Here is an 18837-nt window from a genome sequence, read left to right on the forward strand (position 1 = left end):
ATTTTTTGCTATATCTTTTTTAATCTAAACAAAATAAACAAAACGCAAGAAACAAATATATTTTTTGCTTAAGAAACAGGATAAGCCCATACACCTTTCATAGGTATCCCAAGCCATTTTTCAAAATACTCCTTTAATACCTGATCGGGGTTGACATCCTTAAAGCGGTCAGGATACATCCATTTGGCAAAATAAACTGCTTCACTAAAACTGAATAAATTTGATATATTTGTGAAATATATCTGATTATTCTTAATCGCATCTGTTTTGCTTAGAACAGGGTCTTTTTTAATATCATTTGCTAATTTCATAACCGCTGAATTATCGTTTATTGTATAACCTAATATATCGCTGCTGTACACAAATATAATAACCTCCGGATTTTTCGCTATTAACCATTCTGCGCTTACATCCTGTGTACTCGTTGAGGGTTTTAAATCAGCCGCTATATTATTTCCACCTGCAAATTTTATTACCTGGTCATAAGAAGAATTCGGTGGAAAGGTTTTATATGTTCCTTTTTGAAAATAATATGTCCAAAGACATGCTATTCTTGGTTTTTTATTCGCATCGATATCAGTTAATCTTTTTACTATATTTGACAATATCCCATCTTTATAATTTAAAAACTCCACAGCTTTTTTCCCTTGATTAAAAAGCAAAGCAGTTCTTTTTAAATCCTGGTTATACGTATTTAGATAATAAAAATCAATGCCAATTACCTTAATTCCTAAGGATTCAATCTTTTTCCTTATATCTTCTGCAGGGTATTGACCATATGTGAGGACTGCCTGAGGCTTCAGCTCGGCTATTTTTTCTATATCCGGGTTTGTCCAAGCTCCAACACAGGGTTTATTGTTAAGACCTAAATATGGATTTTTTTGAACTGTATTACTTACACCAACTATAAAATTATCTGGTATTTGTAATATCTTCATTGCTTCAGCTATATTGCCATTTAGCACAACTACTCTATTCAAACCGGATGCAGGAATAGTTACATCTTTTCCTGCAGAATCCTTGATTTTAACATTCCAAGTTACTACTGCCTTAAATGCCGCATCATCCCACTTTACATCAGCACCAAAGGCTTCTACTATAAATCTCAATGGAACGATTGTCCTGCCCGATAAAACCACAGGTGCAACATCAAGGGTTTTATTTTTGCCATTTACAACAGCTTCATTTTTGCCAATGGTTAATTTCACACTGACATCTTGACCTTGTATTGTCACAGTTTGTGCAGCATCATCCCATTTTACATCTGCACCGAGATTCTCGGAAAAAAGCCTTACAGGTACCATTGTTCGCCCATTTTCTATAAATGGTGAAACATCTCCTGTATTTATCTTTATCCCGTTTAGATAAACCTGTGTTTCCTGTGACTTGGCTGTATCTGCAAGTCCAAAAGCAGGAAACAATGTCATTAACAGAACAAAAATCATTAAAAAGCAAATCTTCCTTTTCATTCAAAATCCTCCTTAAAGTTTTAATTTTGTATTTTTTTGTGTTAAAAATTATATTGCCTTATTTACGTTATACACCCCATTTCATAGATAAGTTGAATTTGCAAATAATCTTTTTTATTTAAGACAATCTACAGTATCTTTAAGAGGTTTTAGTGGCAATACATAAGGTCCAAATTCTGTTTCTATGATTGAAGCTGAAACACCATAAACCTCTTTTATATTATCCCTTGTAATTATTTCTTCGGGTTTGCCCACCGCATAGATATATCCATCTTTAAGCATAACTAATTTTTCTGAAAATCTTGATGCAAGATTTAAGTCATGTACAACCACAATAACTATACGTCCTTCTGTCTGTGCAAGTTTTCTTATGGTTTCAAAAACCTCCAGCTGATGTCTTATATCAAGGTTGCTTGTAGGCTCATCAAAAAGAAATATCTCAGGCTGTTGTGCAAGCGCACGGGCTACAAAAACCTTCTGCTTCTGTCCCCCGCTTAATTGGTCAAGAGACCTCTCTGCCAATTCTTCTATATCCATGAATTTCATTACTTTTGAGACAATATTTAGGTCTTCTTCTGTTACACCCCATTTTAAATGAGGCTTTCTACCCATTAAAACTGTTTCCATCACGGTAAAGGAAAAAACCTCTCTGCTATCCTGAGGTATATACCCCATTGCTTTAGCAAGCTCTTTTGAATCTTTTGATGCAATGTCAACCCCATTTAAATAAATAATACCTTGTTGAGGCTTTAACAATCGAACCATGCATTTTAAAAGTGTTGATTTGCCTGCACCATTGGGACCAACAATGCTTAAAACATGCCCTTCGCTTACTTCAAGAGCAACATTTTTTAGTATTTGACGGCTGTTATAGGAAAAACATACATCTTGAACTGATATTTTCATTCTTCTCACCTTTTATCTTATATTTTTAATAAAATTTCTTTTTTCTTAAAAGCATATAAAGGAAATAAGGACCTCCTACCAAACCTGTTATTATGCCGACAGGTAATTCTACCGGAGCTATGATTATTCTTCCAACCGTGTCCGCAAAAAGAAGAATTAGAGCTCCCATTAGACATGAACATGGAATTAAAAATCTGTTATCACTTCCAACAAATAGACGGGATATATGAGGTGCTACCAGACCGATAAACCCAATAACCCCCGTAAATGCTACCGTGGCCGAAGCAGCTAAAGTAGCTATGGTAAGGCATACAAACTGGAGTTTTTTAACATTTACACCAAGGTTTGTTGCTACATCCTCTCCGGCAGAGAGGGCATTCATGTCCCATGCATAACCTAATAAAATAACCATACATATCAACACAACAGGTGTAAGTAAACCCACGGCCTGCCATGACGCACCCCACATGCCACCCATCAACCATACAACAAGGTCTTTCAATGCATCATTGTTTGAAAAATACTTTAACGCTGATACACCAGCCGAAAAGATATAACCTAAAGCTACACCCGCCAGTACAAGAGTTTCCGGAGAGCTGCCTTTCATACGAGCAAGCCCAATTATTATAAATATTGTCAGAAAGCCAAAAACAAAAGCATTAAAGGCAATTAAATAGGTTCCGGCAACTCCAAAATAGTTTCCTAAGATGCTCTTTCCCAGTACAATGCCGATTGCTGCTCCCAGAGAAGCCGCTCCTGACATTCCCAATGTATAGGGGCTCACAAGGGGATTATGAAGTATACCCTGCATAACTGCACCGGCTCCCGCAAGCCCTATTCCTGTGAGAACAGCTAATAATATGCGTGGTAGCCTTAGCTGCATAACTATTGTTTCGGCTAAGCTATTACTGTAAGTGTATTTTAAATGAAATATTTTGTTTGTGAGAACCTTTATTACATCACTTATGCTTATTGAAGCTGCTCCAACAGCAACAGAATACAATACTGCCACTGCCAATAAGAGCAGTATTATAAATACAATAGAAATCTTTTTTCCTGTATGCTTTGCATATATTTCTTTAAGCTTTTCTGCATCTGTAAATCGTTGAACAAAATCGCTTTTCTTAGTCAAATTCATCCACCTTCCTATATAAAAATATAATATTTTGCTGTAAATTTTATTGCTTTATAAATACTATCGATTTGCTTTCCTCTAATAACGTTCCCATATTTTCCCTTTATTTCTTGTCCCAAGGTCGAAACGGGTTGACTTTACGCTGAAAAGCGCAACCTACAGGAGCATGCAGCAGAGGTATGCATCTTTTGACTATCATTTTACACCCACATCTTAAAGATAGATTGAGCCAATAAAAAATTAATGCTGATTTGGATAAACCCATGCTCCTTTTGCATCAAGCCCGTAAAAGCGGTGTAAAAATTCTTTATTTATATTTTCAGGATTTATATCTTTAAAAAGGTCTGGATACATCCACTTTGCAAAATAGAAAATACCTACCGGAGCCCGTGGACCAGTATAAATTTCACTTGAGATAATATAAACACGTCCATCTTTAACCGCTTGAATCTGTTGCCAACCGGTTCGAGATACAATCTTCTCCCATAATTTTTTCATTCCCTCATCTGAAGCGCCATATCCTGAAACAGTTGAACCACTGGCTGCTTTGATTATTACCTGTGGATTTTGCGCTATCACCCATTCTGAACTTACCGTTGGATATGGCTTATTTTCTGATGCAGCAATATTTTTCCCTCCAGCATATTCTAACATTTCTGCGGCAGCAGAACCTGATGCATTTGTACTATAGTTAGTATATCCTTCAATATAAACCTTTACCTTTTTATCCTCCGGTATATTCTTTACTTTATCAGATACCTCTTTTAAATATTTATCAAAAAAATCTACATATTCTTTTGCTTGCTTTTCTTTATTCAAAATGGAGCCAAGGGTTTTTATATCTTTACCCATCGTTTTAATCTTATAACAATCAAGATAAACCACAGGAATCCATGCAGATTCGATTTGCTGAGCTATCTCTTGTTTTAAAAATTTCCCATAGCCGAAAACAATATCAGGTTTAAGTTCTAATATTTTTTCCACATTTGGTGTAAATGCAGCTCCAACCTTAGTTTTCTCTTTAAGAAGAGGAGGAAATTTACTCGTATCTGCCACACCTACTATTTTATCTTGAGAACCTAAAGCACATATAACCTCTGAAACATCACTATTTACAGATACAATACGCTGAGGATTGAATGGCACAGTCAAATTCCGTCCCATTGAATCAGTAATTTCAATTGTTTTCTTCTCTGGCTGAGAAATTTTTGTTTTCTCTTTTCCGCAACCAGCGGTTGATAATAAAATTAATATACAAATCAATAAGATTGTTAAGTGTTTTTTTATACAATAAATATTTTTCATAAAAATGCTCCTTTCTAAAAGTTTAATCATTTAATTTGGTTAATTTAAACCACCCTAAGAAGAAAAATAATAAAGTCCATCCCAAGACAATTGATGCCATTTCTAATGAAAAACCCTTATCGGCAAAACTGAAACGCAATAGCTGTGTTGCCGGAGTAAGTGGAAAAAGCCAGACTATCGGCTGAAGTACGAATGGCAAACGCTCAACAGGTATTAATGTCCCACTAAGAAATGTCATCGGTACTATAATAAATTCACTAACTAACGCATGGTCATCAAAAGAACGAAGATACAATCCAATAAGAACACCCATAGCGCCAAAACAAAATGAAACTAAGAACATGCTTAGAATAAATCCCCAATTAAAAGACAAAACCGGAATAAAAATGAATATCATTCCCAGCACTATTAATCCTGAGATCAAGCCCCTAAGCATCCCTACTAAAACATATCCAAACCAAATTGAAAATGTGCTTAACGGTGCCAATTGATAAGCCTCAAAGCTATAATAAAAAAGCCTGCAATAAAACATCCTGATAATTACAGATGTTACACCATTATTAAAAAGTGCAAGTGCAACTACGCCCGGTATAAGAAATTCAAGATAACTCACCCCTCCCGGCATCATCATTTTTAATCGCTGTCCCACTCCAAATCCAAATGATAAAAGAAATATCATAGGGGACAACATATAGGTTGTAAGATAAAGCCAAAATTTGCTTTTCCAGTAGACAAGTTCCTCCCATATTATCGGATACCATGATGGCAGTACTAATTCTTTTGAAACATGCTGATTCTTACTAAGAGACAATTGTTAATCCTCCCTCCTTAATCTCAATAAAATAAAAGCTGATAAATACAGAATAAATAACCATGCTAAACTTTGTATAAACCAACTAAAATTATTTAATCCGTTTAAAGCAAGCGAACGCAGGTTATATGTGGCGGCAGTGAGAGGCAAAAACCAACTGCCTATCTTTAAAAACCCAGGTAATCTGTCAACAGGAAAAAAGGTGCCACAGAAAAAGGTCATCGGAAAAACAATCAAATTTGTAAACATCAACACATCCTTATCCCCACCTGCAACCATTGCCACCGCAACTGCAAGAGAAGCAAAAGTTAAACATATTATAAATAATTGGAGGAAAATCAAAGGATTTAAATGTAAGCCATTCATAAATAAATTAGACGATAAGTAGACAATCAATGCTATTAAAAACCCTTTAACCGCCCCTCCTAACACATGTCCTAAAAGCAATGAAGAATTTGATATCGGTGATAGAAGATACTCATCTAATACCCTATAGTAGGTTCTTCTTAAAGTAAACCAATTCACTAAATCCGAATAGCTGGCTGAAACAGCCGCCATAACCACAAGGCCTGGAATGAGATAACCTAAATAACCTTTTATAGCTGTGTTTCCTCCTTTAAGGTTCCATGCAAAAATCGCTAAAAAAATTACAGGTCTATTAATGCCACCGACAAGAAAACGCCACCACCTCCTTCTCCAAACAATTCCCATAGCCAAGAAAATTGGTATCCAGTCTAAGCACCGTAATATTCTTCGTGTGGAAATCTCTCGGGAATTAGAAGGAATTGTATAATCATATGTTTTAAGTTTTTCATTTTGAAGGAATAACTTATCCTTCTTCACGTCCGGTCACCTCCACAAAAACATCTTCCAAATTTGTACGGCGTATTGCCGTATCACAATTATATCCCTCAGAATATGAATAGGCTTCCTGCCTTGTAGGAAAGAAATGCCGTTCTGTACCTTCTTCATTCAAAAATTCCACACAATAATTGCCCAATGATGTTTTAAGTTCTTCCGGAGACCCGAGAGCAACCAGTTCTCCATGATCTACAATACCTACACGATGGCATAACCGTTCTGCTTCCTCAATATAATGTGTAGTCAACATAACAGTTACCCCAGCACGATTCATTAACTGAATCAAATCCCAGATTTTCCTGCGAGTTTGAGGATCAAGACCAATAGTCGGCTCGTCCAAAAACAAGATTGGCGGATTATGTACTAATGCACGTGCGATTAGTAGGCGGCGCGCCATTCCTCCTGAGTAATTTTGCACCCTTTTATCAGCCCAGTCATCTAAACCCACATAAGACAAGAGCTCTTCAATCCGCTGTTCCCGTACATTTTTTGGCATTTTATGCAAAAGTGCATGTAAAACTAAATTTTCTTTCCCTGTAAGTTCTCTCTCTAAATTATTCTGCTGTGGCACAACTCCAATATGCCTTTTTACATCCACGGGATTTTTATCTACTGAGTAACCTGCTACATATAACTTACCTTCAGTAGGTTTGGTTAATGTTGTAAGCATACGAATGGTAGTTGTTTTACCTGCTCCATTTGTACCCAATAATCCGAAAATTTCTCCATATTCAACATTAAAAGTAAGTCCATTTACAGCTTTAACATTACCAAAACACTTAAAAACACTGCGTATTTTAATAGCATATTGAGAATTATCACGGATAATCTTCTCTTTTTCAAAAGTTCCCCCTTTGATTTTCATAAAATTAAACATCACAACCCTTCTCTTGTTTTATCTTTAAATGCCTTTATAAAATAAAACTTATCTTGAAAACTGGATTTAACATGATTGATTTAAAATAAACCTTTACATAAAGATAATAAACATCTCTTAAAATAATCAATAATAATGTCATCTTTTTGATAATTATAACACAATGTATAAATAAAAGCAAGATAAAAATTAAAAAACTTGATACCATATAGTACCAAGTTTTTTCTTAATGTAAGTGCTGTAAAATAATTTTTTTAACGGTATTGCCATCAGCTCTGCCTTTTACAAGAGGCATTATTTTCGACATTACACGTCCAAATTCATTTTTGTTAGAAACACCAATTTCATTGATAACACTTTTAACTATTTTGTCAATCTCCTCTTCTGTCAATTGTTGTGGCATATAATCAAGCATTATCTCGATTTCTCGTTTTGTTTTATCAATTAAATCCTGCCTTTTACCCTTCTCATAATCATGCAAAACTTCTTTTCGCTGTTTTATTTCTTTTGAAATTACATTAATGACCCCTTCATCATCTAAAATACTGCCTTTATCTTTTTCTACCTGTAAAATAGAAGCTCTTACCATACTTAATATATTCTTTTTAAAAGCATCCTTCGACTTCATTGCACTAATCATATCTTTATATATACGGTCTTTTAGGGTCATAAATTACACTTCCTTACTTGCCAAATTTATACTTTCTCTTTCTGGCGGCTTCTGATTTCTTTTTGCGTTTTACGCTGGGACTCTCATAATGTTCTCTTTTCCTTACTTCTGAAAGAACACCAGACCTTGAGCACTGACGTTTAAACCTTCTTAAGGCATTATCAAGGGACTCATTTTCTCCAACCTTTATTTCTGACACAAATCTCCCTCCCTCCGGATAAACTGCAAAATAAAAACTGCATATATTGCTGCAATGTTTATTGGGATGTTTTATTATATTATAATCCTTAAACCATAATGTGTCAATGTTTAACCCGGCGGCCACGTCATAAATCTTCCTCCAAGAAGATGAAAATGCAAATGCATAACTGTCTGTCCGCCGTCATCGCCGCAATTTGATACAATTCTGTAGCCTTTCTTGTCAATACCATATCTTTGAGCAAGTTTTTTTATTATAATATATACATGTCCTACTATATCTTTATTTCTTTCATTTATATCATAAGGCGATTCAATATGCTCTTTGGGAACAATCAAAAGATGTACCGGAGCTTGCGGATTTATATCAGGAAATGCAACAACATATTCATCTTCATAAACAATATCTGACTTGATTTCTTTATTTGCAATCTTACAAAATATACAGTCTTTCACTATCTTCACCTCCTTACCTTTCTTATATCTATATTCTACAAATCAAACCTGTTTTCCTTCAACAATTTCACCTATTACCATATCTTTTTTTATTTCTTTTAAGGTAGTAGGGATTATGCAATTCTTAAACCTTATATCTCCTGGAACTGCAACCCTTATATAATTATCCGTATACCCCTCAATAAATCCATCCATACCTTTAACATTTTGCTCAAAAAGAACATCCATTTTTCTTCCGATAAATCTTTTATAAAAATCTATTTCACATTGTTCAGATAGCTCTATAACCCTTCTGCTCCTTGAAGTTTTTACGGCATTGCTTATTTGATTCGGATAGTTATAAGCTTTTGTACCTCTTCTTTTTGAAAACTTAAAAACGTGAATCTTACTGAAAGCTATATCTTTTAAAAATGTATATGTTTCTTCAAATTCTTGATTTGTTTCACCGGGAAAACCTACTATCACATCTGTCGTTATTGCAACATCAACAATGTTTTTTCTAATCCTTTCTATTATTTCCCTATAATTTTCTGTAGTATACCTTCTTCCCATCCTTTTTAAAGTCTGATCACATCCACTCTGCAGTGATACATGATAATGTCTGCAGAATTTTCTAAGTTGTGAAACTTCTTTAATAAAATCCTCAGTTAAAAATGTTGGCTCTATAGAACTCATTCTTATTCTTTCTATACCTTTTACTTCATGAACCCTTTTTATTACATCCAGTAGTCCTACATCCCCCAAATCTTGCCCATAGGATGCCACATGAATACCAGTAAGCACTACTTCTTTATAACCCATATGTGAAAGTCTTTTCACTTCATCAATGATATTATTCAATTTTCTGCTTCTTACCGGACCTCTTGCGTATGGTATTATGCAATAGGTACAGAATTGATTGCAGCCATCCTGAATTTTTAGATAGGCTCTTGTATGTTCAATCTGTGTCGATATTTCCAGCTCTTCATAATTTTTATCTTTTAATATATCATGGACTGCATTTAATTTATTTATCTTTAATTTCTTTAATCTGTCAATTAATTCAACAATCTGTCCCTTACTCTTTGAACCGATAACAAGATTAACCTCAGGTATCTCAAGGACTTCCTCAGGAGCAATCTGGGCATAACATCCGACAACTGCTATAATTGAATCGGTATTTAATTTTCGTGCCTTCCTTATTGCCTGTCTTGTCTTCATATCACTTCTGCCTGTAACTGTACATGAATTTATGACATATACATCTGAATAATCATCAAAATCAACTATTTCATATCCCGACTTGCGGAAAAGTTCCATCATCGCTTCTGTTTCATACTGGTTTACTTTGCACCCGAGGGTATAAAATGCGGCTTTCATTACAAACCTCCTAAATCTGTACTTTCAGTTTGAAAAAGTATAAAACATCGGGCACTTTAATTCTGCCCGATTGTTTTATATGAATATCCTTATTTTTTTCTCGATAAAATTGCAACCCATTCCCCATTTTCTTTTATGTCTAAAATATCAAAATATTTACTTAATACCAATAAAACATCGTCTTTCCTATCCTTAATAATCCCACTGGAAATATATATTCCATTATTAATAAGGTGTTTTGACACATCTTCTGCTATTTTTATTATGACATCTGCAATAATATTAGATACAATAATATCAGCATTACCTATAAAATTTGAAAGCAAATCACTCTTAAATATTTTCACATTATCAGCTTTATTTAGCATGACATTTTCATAAGCAACTTTTATTGCAACTTCATCTATGTCAGCAGCTAAAACTTTACCGGCATTCAGCTTTGAACTTACAATAGAAAGAATCCCCGAGCCACAACCAACATCAAATACTGTATCGCCTTTTTTTACACATTTTTCAAGATATTCAATACACATTTTTGTTGTTTCATGTGTTCCAGTCCCAAAAGCCATACCTGGATCAAGCTCAACTATTATTTCATTTGCATCGGGATTATACTTTTCCCAAGAAGGCTTGATTACGATTTTTTCCCCTATTTTTATAGGTTTATAATATTTCTTCCAGTTGTTTTCCCAATCCTTTTCGTCAACTTCAGACACTTCTAAGTCAAAATCTCCTATATCAAGATTAAATTCCCTAAGACCTAAAACTTTTTCCTCTATAATTCTTACTTTATTAATAATATCAGGTAAAACCGGAAAATATGCTGATATTTTAACACTGTTACCATCCTCTAATAATTTTGGATCGATATAATCCCACTTGCTTTCATCTGCTAACAGCCTTATATCATTAGGATCTTTAATAACAACACCGCTTGCTCCAAATTCATGCATAATATTTGTAACAGCTTCTTCTGCTTCTACTGTAGTAGTAACCTGAACTTCAAGCCACTTCATCTTTCCACACCCTTTTTAAATTTATCCACCAAATGCATCTTTCATCCTTTGAAAAAAAGATTTATTATTACCTTCGCTTTTACTAACTTTATCAAACTCTCTCAATAGTTCTTTCTGCTTCTCAGATAATCTCTTAGGCACTTCAATATATACTTCTACATATTGATCGCCACGACCACGTCCATTTATATGAGGAATACCTTTATTCCTCAATCTAAATATCGTACCTGTCTGTGTGCCGGGAGGTATTGTATATACTGCTCTTCCGTCCAGAGTAGGTACTTCGAGCTCTGCTCCTAAAGCCGCTTCTGTAAAACTTATTGGCATTTTTAGTTTTACATCAAATCCTTCACGCTTAAATATCTTATGTGGTTTGATTCTTACAACAACATAAAGGTCTCCTTTAGGGCCACCTCTAACACCAGGCTCACCTTCACCTCTCAATGATACCATCTGTCCGTCATCAATTCCGGCAGGTATATGGACTTTGATTTTCCTCACCCTTCTTACTTTTCCAGTTCCATGACATTCAGGACACGGAGTTGAAATTATTTTCCCTTTTCCATGACACCTTGGACATGTTCTTATATTTACAATCCTGCCAAATGGGGTGTTTTGGGTAATTTTCACTTCACCGGTACCATGGCATTCAGGGCATATTTCAGGCTTTGTGCCAGATTTTGCTCCTGTACCATTACATTTATCACAATCCTCATACCTTACAACTTCGATTTCTTTTTCTGTACCAAATGCTGCTTCTTCAAATGTTAGTGTTACTTCAACCCTGATATCCTCTCCTCTTTCAGGACCCATGTTTCTTCTTGTACCACCGCCAAATACGTCGCCAAATATATCACCAAATATATCGCTGAATCCGCCAAAGTCAAAACCGCCTTGTCCAAAACCGCCAAAACCACCTTGATCAAAGCCGCCAAAACCGCCTTGATCAAAGCCGCCTTGATTAAATGCTGCATCACCAAACTGATCATATTGTGCTCTCTTTTTAGGATCTGATAAGATCTGATATGCTTCGTTTATTTCCTTAAATTTTTTCTCTGATTCTTTATCTCCAGGATTTACATCCGGATGGTATTTTTTTGCCAACTTCCTATATGCTTTTTTTATTTCATCATCTGTTGCACTTTTATCAATCCCGAGAATTTTATAATAATCTTTTGCCAATCGACTCACCTGCCTTTATTTATACAAATGAGAACCAGGATTTATCCTGGTCCCTATTTATCATCGTCTTTCATTTTATAGTCTGCATCATGAACATTACCTGTGTTATTAGCATCGCCTTCACCATTATCCGGATTTGTCCCCGTTTGTCCAGCTCTGCCGGTCTCCTGATAAATTCTTGATGAGACACCATAAAATGCCTGTGATAATTTTTCTGATGCATTTTTGATAGCATCAATATCGCTGCCTTCCAATGCTTTTTTAACATTTTCTATTTCTTTATTTATGTCATCTTTTTCAGTCTGTGTCATCTTATCTCCAAGGTCCTTCAAGGTTTTTTCAGCCTGATAAAGCAATGAATCTGCATTATTTCTTACTTCTATTTCTTCTTTCCTCTTCTTATCTTCAGCCTCATGCTGTTGTGCTTCTTTAACCATTTTTTCAATTTCGTCCTCTGAAAGATTTGTAGAGGATGTTATTGTAATATCCTGTGATTTACCAGTGCCAAGGTCTTTTGCCGATACATGCACAATTCCATTTGCGTCAATATCAAATGTAACTTCAATTTGAGGAACACCTCTTGGTGCAGGCGGAATCCCTGACAATGTAAATCTACCCAAAGTCTTATTGTCACGTGCCATAGGTCTTTCACCCTGCAAAACATGTATCTCAACAGAAGTCTGTCCATCTGCAGCAGTTGAGAATATTTGACTCTTTTTAGTTGGTATTGTAGTATTCCTTTCTATTAACTTTGTAAACACACCACCAAGTGTTTCAATACCAAGCGATAATGGTGTAACATCCAGCAGTAATACATCTTTTACTTCACCGCCAAGTACTCCCGCTTGTATTGCCGCTCCTATTGCAACACATTCGTCAGGATTAACACTCTTATTTGGTTCTTTGCCCGTTATCCTCTTAACCGTTTCTTGCACAAGGGGTACTCTTGTAGAACCACCTACAAGTATTACTTGTGCTAAATCACTTGGCTTTATACCTGCATCACTTAATGCCTGGTTAACCGGTCCAACCGTAGATTGTACAAGATCTGATATCAATTCTTCAAACTTTGCTCTTGTTAAATCAACATTAATATGCTTTGGTCCTGTTGCATCTGCCGTAATAAATGGCAAATTAATATTAGATGTTGTTGCTGCCGATAATTCAATCTTTGCTTTTTCAGCAGCATCCTTTAACCTCTGCAAAGCCATTTTATCATTCTTCAAGTCTATGCCATATTCTTTCTTAAAGTTATCTATGAGCCAATCCATTATGCGCTGATCAAAATCATCACCACCTAAATGGTTATTGCCGCTTGTTGCAAGAACTTCAAATACCCCATCACCTATTTCAAGTATTGATACATCAAAGGTACCACCACCAAGGTCATATACCATAATCTTTTGGCTTTTTCCCTTGTCAATACCATATGCCAATGCTGCGGCAGTAGGCTCATTTATAATTCTTAATACCTCAAGTCCGGCTATTTTACCTGCATCTTTGGTAGCCTGTCTTTGACTGTCGTTGAAATAAGCCGGTACCGTAATAACTGCTTGTGTTACTTTCTCGCCAAGATATGCTTCAGCATCTGCTTTTAATTTTTGTAATATCATTGCAGAAATTTCCTGTGGTGTATATTCCTTATTATCTATTTTTACTTTATAATCTGAACCCATATGCCTTTTTATAGACATTATTGTTCTCTCAGGATTAGTGATAGCCTGTCTTTTTGCTACCTGTCCAACTAACCTCTCACCTTCTTTTGTAAATGCTACAACAGATGGAGTAGTACGTGCACCTTCTGCATTAGGTATTACTGTCGGTTGTCCACCCTCCATAACTGCAACACAAGAAAATGTTGTTCCAAGGTCAATACCAATTATTTTTCCCATATTTTTCATCCTCCTTTTTATTTTGCTACTTTGACCATACTTGGTCTTATTACTTTATTATTTAAAATATAACCTTTTTGCAATACTTCTATAATTTCATTTTCTTTTTTATCTTCCACTTCTTCTTGCATAACTGCATGATGCTTATGTGGATCAAAAATTTCTCCTTCTGCGTGAATTTCCTTAACTCCTGATTTTTCCAATATGCCTTTAAATTGTTTGTATATGAGTTCTATTCCCTCTCTAAAAGTTTTATCATCTCCTTCACTGCAAAGAGCCCTCTCAAAGTTATCAATTACAGGAAGTATGTCCAATATTATTTTTTCCTGTCCAAACTCTATTAGCTCACATTTTTCCTTCTGGGTCCTCTTTCTATAATTTTCAAATTCAGCTTTTAATCTCTGCACTAGCTCTAAATATTCATTTGCTTCATTTTCTTTTTGTTTAAACTTTTCTCTTAGTTCTTCTAATTCTTTTTCAATATTACTTTCTTCCAATGAAGCATCCTGTTTGGTTTCTGTCACATCTTTGTCCCCCTGTTCACACTTAAATTCTTTATCTTGAATACCTTCTTCATTTTTAATTGTTTTATCATCTTTTTGCATACCTATCACCTCTCAGTGTCTCTATAAATATTTGATAAAACATAGGAAAGCTCTTTTGCTATTACATTTATTTCATTTAAAAGCTTAAAATAATTCATCCTTGTTGGACCAATTATACCCAATGAACCAGCTATCTCTTCATTTATCAGATATGTTGCTTTTATTATACTTAAATCCTTCATATTATCGAATTTATTTTCGCTACCTATTGTTACATCAAGAATATCCTGTTCAGGTTCTAATACAGTATTCATTATATCTCTATTGTCAAGAAGTTCAAAAAAATTCTTTGCTTTAATCATATCTCTATACTCAGGAAAATTCAATATGTTTGATGAACCTTCTATATATAACTCAATATCTTCAATTTGTCCCAGACTTTTTATAATTCCATTCGTTATCTCATCAATTAAAAATTCAGCATTTCTTGACCATGATTTTATTTCATTTTTTAAATTATTATCCATATCCCTTTCATTTTTACCGGCTATTTTATCATTTAAAAGATTATTTAAAAATTCCATATTATTACAATCTATCTCCATGCTTAAATTTATAAGATAGTTCTTTATAATGCCAGATTCCGTAATAATAAGAAGTACAATCTTCTTTGAATCAACAGGTATTATCTGAACCCGTTTAATTTTATTTTCATCTATCTTTGGCATTTTTACAACAATTGTATGTTTTGTTCTGTCAGATAAAAATTTCGCAAATTTTTTTACTATATCATCAATTTCCACAAGCATTTGATCGAATAATTCAATATCCTTCAAATATGTTTCACTTAAATAATTTTCTATAATATTATTTACATAATACCTGTACCCTTTATCTGAAGGTATCCTTCCTGCTGATGTATATGGTTGCTCAATATAACCCATCTCCTCAAGGTCTGCCATTTCATTTCTTATTGTAGCGGGACTTATACCAAGGTCATATCTTTTAGCTATAGTCCTAGAACCGATTGGTTCAACCGTTAAAATATATTCATTAATAATTGCTTCTAATATTTTCTTTTTTCTTTCATCTAATGGCATTTTCACCACCCCGAATTATTTTGTTAGCACTCGGCATTGGAGAGTGCTAATTACGATTTTAAAATACCACTTTTATTAATATTTGTCAATACTCAAATTAAAAAATCTTCAAAAACATTATTTGATACATCCATTCCCTTTAAAGTAAGATATACTCTGTCCCCTTCTCTCATCAATAGGTTTAAATCTATATTTTTATTTATTGCATCTTTATATACTAAAAACATGCTTTTTGAAAATCTATGCTTAAATTCCCTATCATTTACTCCTTCCATCATTCTTAAGCCTAAAAACATAAATTCAGACATTTTATCTTCCTTTTTTAATTGTTCTTCTTCTATAATTGCAATACGTTTATTATTAATCATCTCAATGTATTCTTTTATACCCTTAATATTACCCGTTCGCTTATCTCCATCAAATGAATATGCACCAGCTCCAAAGCCGATATATTGCATATCTTTCCAGTACAATATATTATGCCTGCATTCATAGGAATTAATAGCATAATTTGAAATCTCATAATGGTTATAGCCACATTTTTGCAAAAAATCTATGGTATAGTGAAAAAGGTCTATTTCAAAATCATCACTCGGCATCTTAAGCTTACCTTTTATGTATAAATTATAAAACACAGTATCTTTTTCAAGTATAAAACCATAACATGATATATGTTTGGGCTTTAACTCAACAACTTTACTCAATGTTTCCTTCCAATCCTCAAAAGTTTGTCCGGGAAGTGCATATATTAAATCAATATTTATATTGCTGAAATACTTACGAGAAATTCTATAATTCTCTATAAACTCTTCAATTGTATGCAATCTTCCTATCCTTTTTAAAAGCCTGTTTTGCCATGCCTGCAACCCTATACTTATCCTGTTTATACCAATCTCTTGGTAAATTCTCAATCTTTCTTCTGTGATAAGACCAGGATTTAATTCTATAGTAATTTCCGCATCACTCATTACATTAAAATATCTATAAATCATGTACAATATTTCTTTAATACATTCAGCTGACAAAACATTTGGTGTACCGCCTCCTATAAAAATCGATGATACAGTATCAAATAATGTATCTTTCCTTAATGCTATTTCTTTTTTAAGTGCATCTGTATAAACGTAATACAGAGACTCATAGCCTGTATAGGAGTTAAAATCACAGTAAAAACATTTTTTCTTACAAAAGGGAATATGAATATATATTCCAGCTTCTATCATTGTTCATCATCAAGCTTTAAAATTGACATAAATGCCTCCTGTGGAATTTCCACTTTCCCTATCTGTCTCATCCGTTTCTTTCCCTCTTTTTGCTTTTCCAACAATTTTTTCTTCCTTGTTATATCGCCTCCGTAACATTTTGCAAGAACATTTTTTCTCAAGGCTTTAACGGTTTCTCTTGCTATTATCTTAGAACCAATTGCGGCTTGTACAGGAATCTCAAATAAATGCCTTGGGATACTGTCTTTAAGCCTTTCCGTCATTTTCCTTGCTCTTTCATTTACTTTATCCTTGTGTACAATCATCGAAAGTGCATCAACTTTCTCTCCATTTATAAGTATATCAAGCTTAACGAGATTTGATTCCTTATAACCTTTAAGTTCATAATCAAAAGATGCATATCCTTTTGTCCTTGATTTAAGTGCATCAAAAAAATCGTATATTATCTCATTTAATGGTATATCATACCTCATTAATACCCTTGTTTGCTCAATATACTCCATACCGAGAAATACACCTCTCCTATCCTGAGACAATTCCATAATTGCTCCTACATATTCTGTTGGAGTCATTATAGAAGCAGAAACAATAGGTTCTTCTACATGGTCTATTTCCGTCAATTCTGGTAAATTTGACGGATTATTAAGCTCAAGAACCTCCCCATTTGTCTTATAAACCTTATAAATTACTCCGGGTGCTGTTGTAACAAGGTCCAGATTATATTCCCTTTCGAGCCTTTCTTGAACAATTTCCATATGTAAAAGTCCTAAAAAACCACACCTAAATCCAAATCCTAAAGCAGCAGAAGTATCAGGTTCAAAAACCAATGATGCATCATTTAATTGTAATTTTTCAAGAGCATCTCTTAAGTTTTCATAATCCTGTCCATCTGCAGGGTATATTCCGCAAAAAACCATTGGTGTAACCTTTTTATAACCAGGTAAGGGAGTTTCTGCGGGATTCTCGGCGCTTGTAATCGTATCACCAACCCTTGTGTCCTTTACATTCTTTATGCTGGCAGCAATATAGCCAACATCACCGGCTTTCAATTCTTTTACAGGAATTAAATTTGGTATAAATTTTCCCACCTCGGTAACTTCAAATTCTTTTCCGGATGACATCATCTTAATCCTATCACCTTGTCTGCAATTTCCATCAACAACCCTTACGAAACTTATTGCACCTTTATAATTATCATAGTATGAATCAAATATAAGTGCTTTAAGCGGTAAATTCTCATCACCGCTCGGCGGAGCAATTCTCTCTACAATAGCCTCTAAAACTTCTTCAATACCAATCCCCATTTTTGCAGATATCAGTAAAGCATCATCTGCAGGTATACCTATAATATCTTCAATTTCTTTTTTGACAAAATCAGGATCTGCTGAAGGTAAGTCAATTTTGTTTATTATAGGTATAATGTCAAGGTCATGCTCTAATGCAAGATATACATTCGCAAGGGTCTGGGCTTCTATTCCCTGTGTTGCATCAACAACAAGCAATGCACCTTCACAAGCAGCAATGCTTCTTGATACCTCATAAGTAAAATCAACATGTCCAGGGGTATCAATTAAATTAAGCTCATATTCTTCACCGTTTTTTGAATTATATATTAATCGTACAGGTGTAAGCTTAATAGTGATTCCACGCTCTTTTTCAAGGTCCATACTATCTAAAACCTGTTTTTCCATCTCTCTCTGTGATAACAGGTTAGTCTTTTCAATCAACCTATCCGCAAGAGTTGATTTACCATGGTCAATATGTGCAACTATACAAAAATTTCTTATGTGTTTTATTCTCTCATCAGACATAATGAACCCCCTTTTGATACT

Annotated in this window: 18 protein-coding genes; all 18 read right to left on the reverse strand. The window is 34.3% G+C overall.

What is annotated here, in order from left to right; all coding sequences use genetic code 11:
• Positions 1 to 68 precede the first annotated feature (68 nt).
• The 18 genes from AC0LWJ_RS03880 to lepA all read right to left on the reverse strand — a co-directional run bounded on the left by AC0LWJ_RS03880 (position 69) and on the right by lepA (position 18816).
• Complete coding sequence (locus AC0LWJ_RS03880; RefSeq protein ID WP_474237608.1) at positions 69 to 1469, reverse strand: stalk domain-containing protein; 1401 nt, start codon at positions 1467 to 1469, stop codon at positions 69 to 71.
• 114 nt (positions 1470 to 1583) lie between these two features.
• Entirely contained in the window at positions 1584 to 2375 is a 792-nt protein-coding gene (locus tag AC0LWJ_RS03885) for an ABC transporter ATP-binding protein (RefSeq protein WP_474237609.1), read from the reverse strand.
• Positions 2376 to 2400: 25 nt separating this feature from the next.
• Positions 2401 to 3507 (reverse strand): FecCD family ABC transporter permease, encoded by a 1107-nt coding sequence (locus tag AC0LWJ_RS03890; RefSeq protein WP_474237610.1) that lies wholly within the window; start codon positions 3505 to 3507, stop codon positions 2401 to 2403.
• A 243-nt stretch (positions 3508 to 3750) separates the two neighbouring features.
• A complete protein-coding gene (locus AC0LWJ_RS03895; protein WP_474237611.1) occupies positions 3751 to 4815 on the reverse strand; it encodes an ABC transporter substrate-binding protein in 1065 nt (354 codons plus the stop codon).
• A 22-nt stretch (positions 4816 to 4837) separates the two neighbouring features.
• On the reverse strand, positions 4838 to 5626 hold the full coding sequence (locus AC0LWJ_RS03900) for an ABC transporter permease (RefSeq protein WP_474237612.1): 789 nt from the start codon (positions 5624 to 5626) through the stop codon (positions 4838 to 4840).
• A 3-nt stretch (positions 5627 to 5629) separates the two neighbouring features.
• Positions 5630 to 6469 carry an ABC transporter permease gene (locus AC0LWJ_RS03905; protein ID WP_474237613.1) on the reverse strand — a complete coding sequence of 280 codons (840 nt, stop codon included), beginning with the start codon at positions 6467 to 6469 and terminating at the stop codon, positions 5630 to 5632.
• On the reverse strand, positions 6456 to 7364 hold the full coding sequence (locus AC0LWJ_RS03910) for an ABC transporter ATP-binding protein (RefSeq protein WP_474237614.1): 909 nt from the start codon (positions 7362 to 7364) through the stop codon (positions 6456 to 6458). The genes AC0LWJ_RS03905 and AC0LWJ_RS03910 overlap by 14 nt, the downstream gene beginning before the upstream one ends.
• Positions 7365 to 7590: 226 nt before the next feature.
• Positions 7591 to 8034 (reverse strand): GatB/YqeY domain-containing protein, encoded by a 444-nt coding sequence (locus AC0LWJ_RS03915; protein WP_474237615.1) that lies wholly within the window; start codon positions 8032 to 8034, stop codon positions 7591 to 7593.
• 13 nt (positions 8035 to 8047) lie between these two features.
• Positions 8048 to 8233 (reverse strand): 30S ribosomal protein S21, encoded by a 186-nt coding sequence (gene rpsU / locus AC0LWJ_RS03920; protein ID WP_284680910.1) that lies wholly within the window; start codon positions 8231 to 8233, stop codon positions 8048 to 8050.
• A gap of 110 nt (positions 8234 to 8343) precedes the next feature.
• Positions 8344 to 8688 carry a histidine triad nucleotide-binding protein gene (locus AC0LWJ_RS03925; RefSeq protein WP_474237616.1) on the reverse strand — a complete coding sequence of 115 codons (345 nt, stop codon included), beginning with the start codon at positions 8686 to 8688 and terminating at the stop codon, positions 8344 to 8346.
• Positions 8689 to 8730: 42 nt separating this feature from the next.
• Complete coding sequence (gene mtaB / locus AC0LWJ_RS03930) at positions 8731 to 10047, reverse strand: tRNA (N(6)-L-threonylcarbamoyladenosine(37)-C(2))-methylthiotransferase MtaB (RefSeq protein ID WP_474237617.1); 1317 nt, start codon at positions 10045 to 10047, stop codon at positions 8731 to 8733.
• A gap of 89 nt (positions 10048 to 10136) precedes the next feature.
• A complete protein-coding gene (gene prmA / locus AC0LWJ_RS03935; RefSeq protein ID WP_474237618.1) occupies positions 10137 to 11063 on the reverse strand; it encodes a 50S ribosomal protein L11 methyltransferase in 927 nt (308 codons plus the stop codon).
• Positions 11064 to 11084: 21 nt separating this feature from the next.
• A complete protein-coding gene (dnaJ, locus tag AC0LWJ_RS03940) occupies positions 11085 to 12245 on the reverse strand; it encodes a molecular chaperone DnaJ (protein WP_474237619.1) in 1161 nt (386 codons plus the stop codon).
• A gap of 53 nt (positions 12246 to 12298) precedes the next feature.
• Positions 12299 to 14137 (reverse strand): molecular chaperone DnaK, encoded by a 1839-nt coding sequence (gene dnaK / locus AC0LWJ_RS03945; RefSeq protein ID WP_474237620.1) that lies wholly within the window; start codon positions 14135 to 14137, stop codon positions 12299 to 12301.
• 17 nt (positions 14138 to 14154) lie between these two features.
• Entirely contained in the window at positions 14155 to 14742 is a 588-nt protein-coding gene (gene grpE / locus AC0LWJ_RS03950; RefSeq protein WP_474237621.1) for a nucleotide exchange factor GrpE, read from the reverse strand.
• 5 nt (positions 14743 to 14747) lie between these two features.
• The gene (gene hrcA, locus AC0LWJ_RS03955; RefSeq protein WP_474237622.1) at positions 14748 to 15782 is read right to left on the reverse strand and encodes a heat-inducible transcriptional repressor HrcA; all 1035 of its coding nucleotides are present in this window, start codon (positions 15780 to 15782) and stop codon (positions 14748 to 14750) included.
• A 92-nt stretch (positions 15783 to 15874) separates the two neighbouring features.
• Positions 15875 to 17005: a radical SAM family heme chaperone HemW gene (gene hemW / locus AC0LWJ_RS03960; RefSeq protein WP_474237623.1), complete on the reverse strand. Its 1131-nt coding sequence runs from the start codon at positions 17003 to 17005 to the stop codon at positions 15875 to 15877.
• Positions 17002 to 18816 carry a translation elongation factor 4 gene (lepA, locus tag AC0LWJ_RS03965; RefSeq protein WP_474237624.1) on the reverse strand — a complete coding sequence of 605 codons (1815 nt, stop codon included), beginning with the start codon at positions 18814 to 18816 and terminating at the stop codon, positions 17002 to 17004. Before lepA ends, hemW begins: the two co-directional genes overlap by 4 nt.
• Positions 18817 to 18837: the final 21 nt, after the last annotated feature.

The organism is Aceticella sp. 75b-Ac, from assembly GCF_056032965.2.

Bases quoted from the DNA above. Each gene is read 5' to 3' on its own strand.
- AC0LWJ_RS03910 (WP_474237614.1), bottom strand. From the start codon at position 7,364: ATGTTTAATTTTATGAAAATCAAAGGGGGAACTTTTGAAAAAGAGAAG.
- AC0LWJ_RS03915 (WP_474237615.1), bottom strand. From the start codon at position 8,034: ATGACCCTAAAAGACCGTATATATAAAGATATGATTAGTGCAATGAAG.
- mtaB (WP_474237617.1), bottom strand. From the start codon at position 10,047: ATGAAAGCCGCATTTTATACCCTCGGGTGCAAAGTAAACCAGTATGAA.
- dnaK (WP_474237620.1), bottom strand. From the start codon at position 14,137: ATGGGAAAAATAATTGGTATTGACCTTGGAACAACATTTTCTTGTGTT.
- grpE (WP_474237621.1), bottom strand. From the start codon at position 14,742: ATGCAAAAAGATGATAAAACAATTAAAAATGAAGAAGGTATTCAAGAT.
- hemW (WP_474237623.1), bottom strand. From the start codon at position 17,005: ATGATAGAAGCTGGAATATATATTCATATTCCCTTTTGTAAGAAAAAA.
- lepA (WP_474237624.1), bottom strand. From the start codon at position 18,816: ATGTCTGATGAGAGAATAAAACACATAAGAAATTTTTGTATAGTTGCA.
- hrcA (WP_474237622.1), bottom strand. From the start codon at position 15,782: ATGCCATTAGATGAAAGAAAAAAGAAAATATTAGAAGCAATTATTAAT.
- AC0LWJ_RS03880 (WP_474237608.1), bottom strand. From the start codon at position 1,469: ATGAAAAGGAAGATTTGCTTTTTAATGATTTTTGTTCTGTTAATGACA.
- AC0LWJ_RS03885 (WP_474237609.1), bottom strand. From the start codon at position 2,375: ATGAAAATATCAGTTCAAGATGTATGTTTTTCCTATAACAGCCGTCAA.
- prmA (WP_474237618.1), bottom strand. From the start codon at position 11,063: ATGAAGTGGCTTGAAGTTCAGGTTACTACTACAGTAGAAGCAGAAGAA.
- AC0LWJ_RS03895 (WP_474237611.1), bottom strand. From the start codon at position 4,815: ATGAAAAATATTTATTGTATAAAAAAACACTTAACAATCTTATTGATT.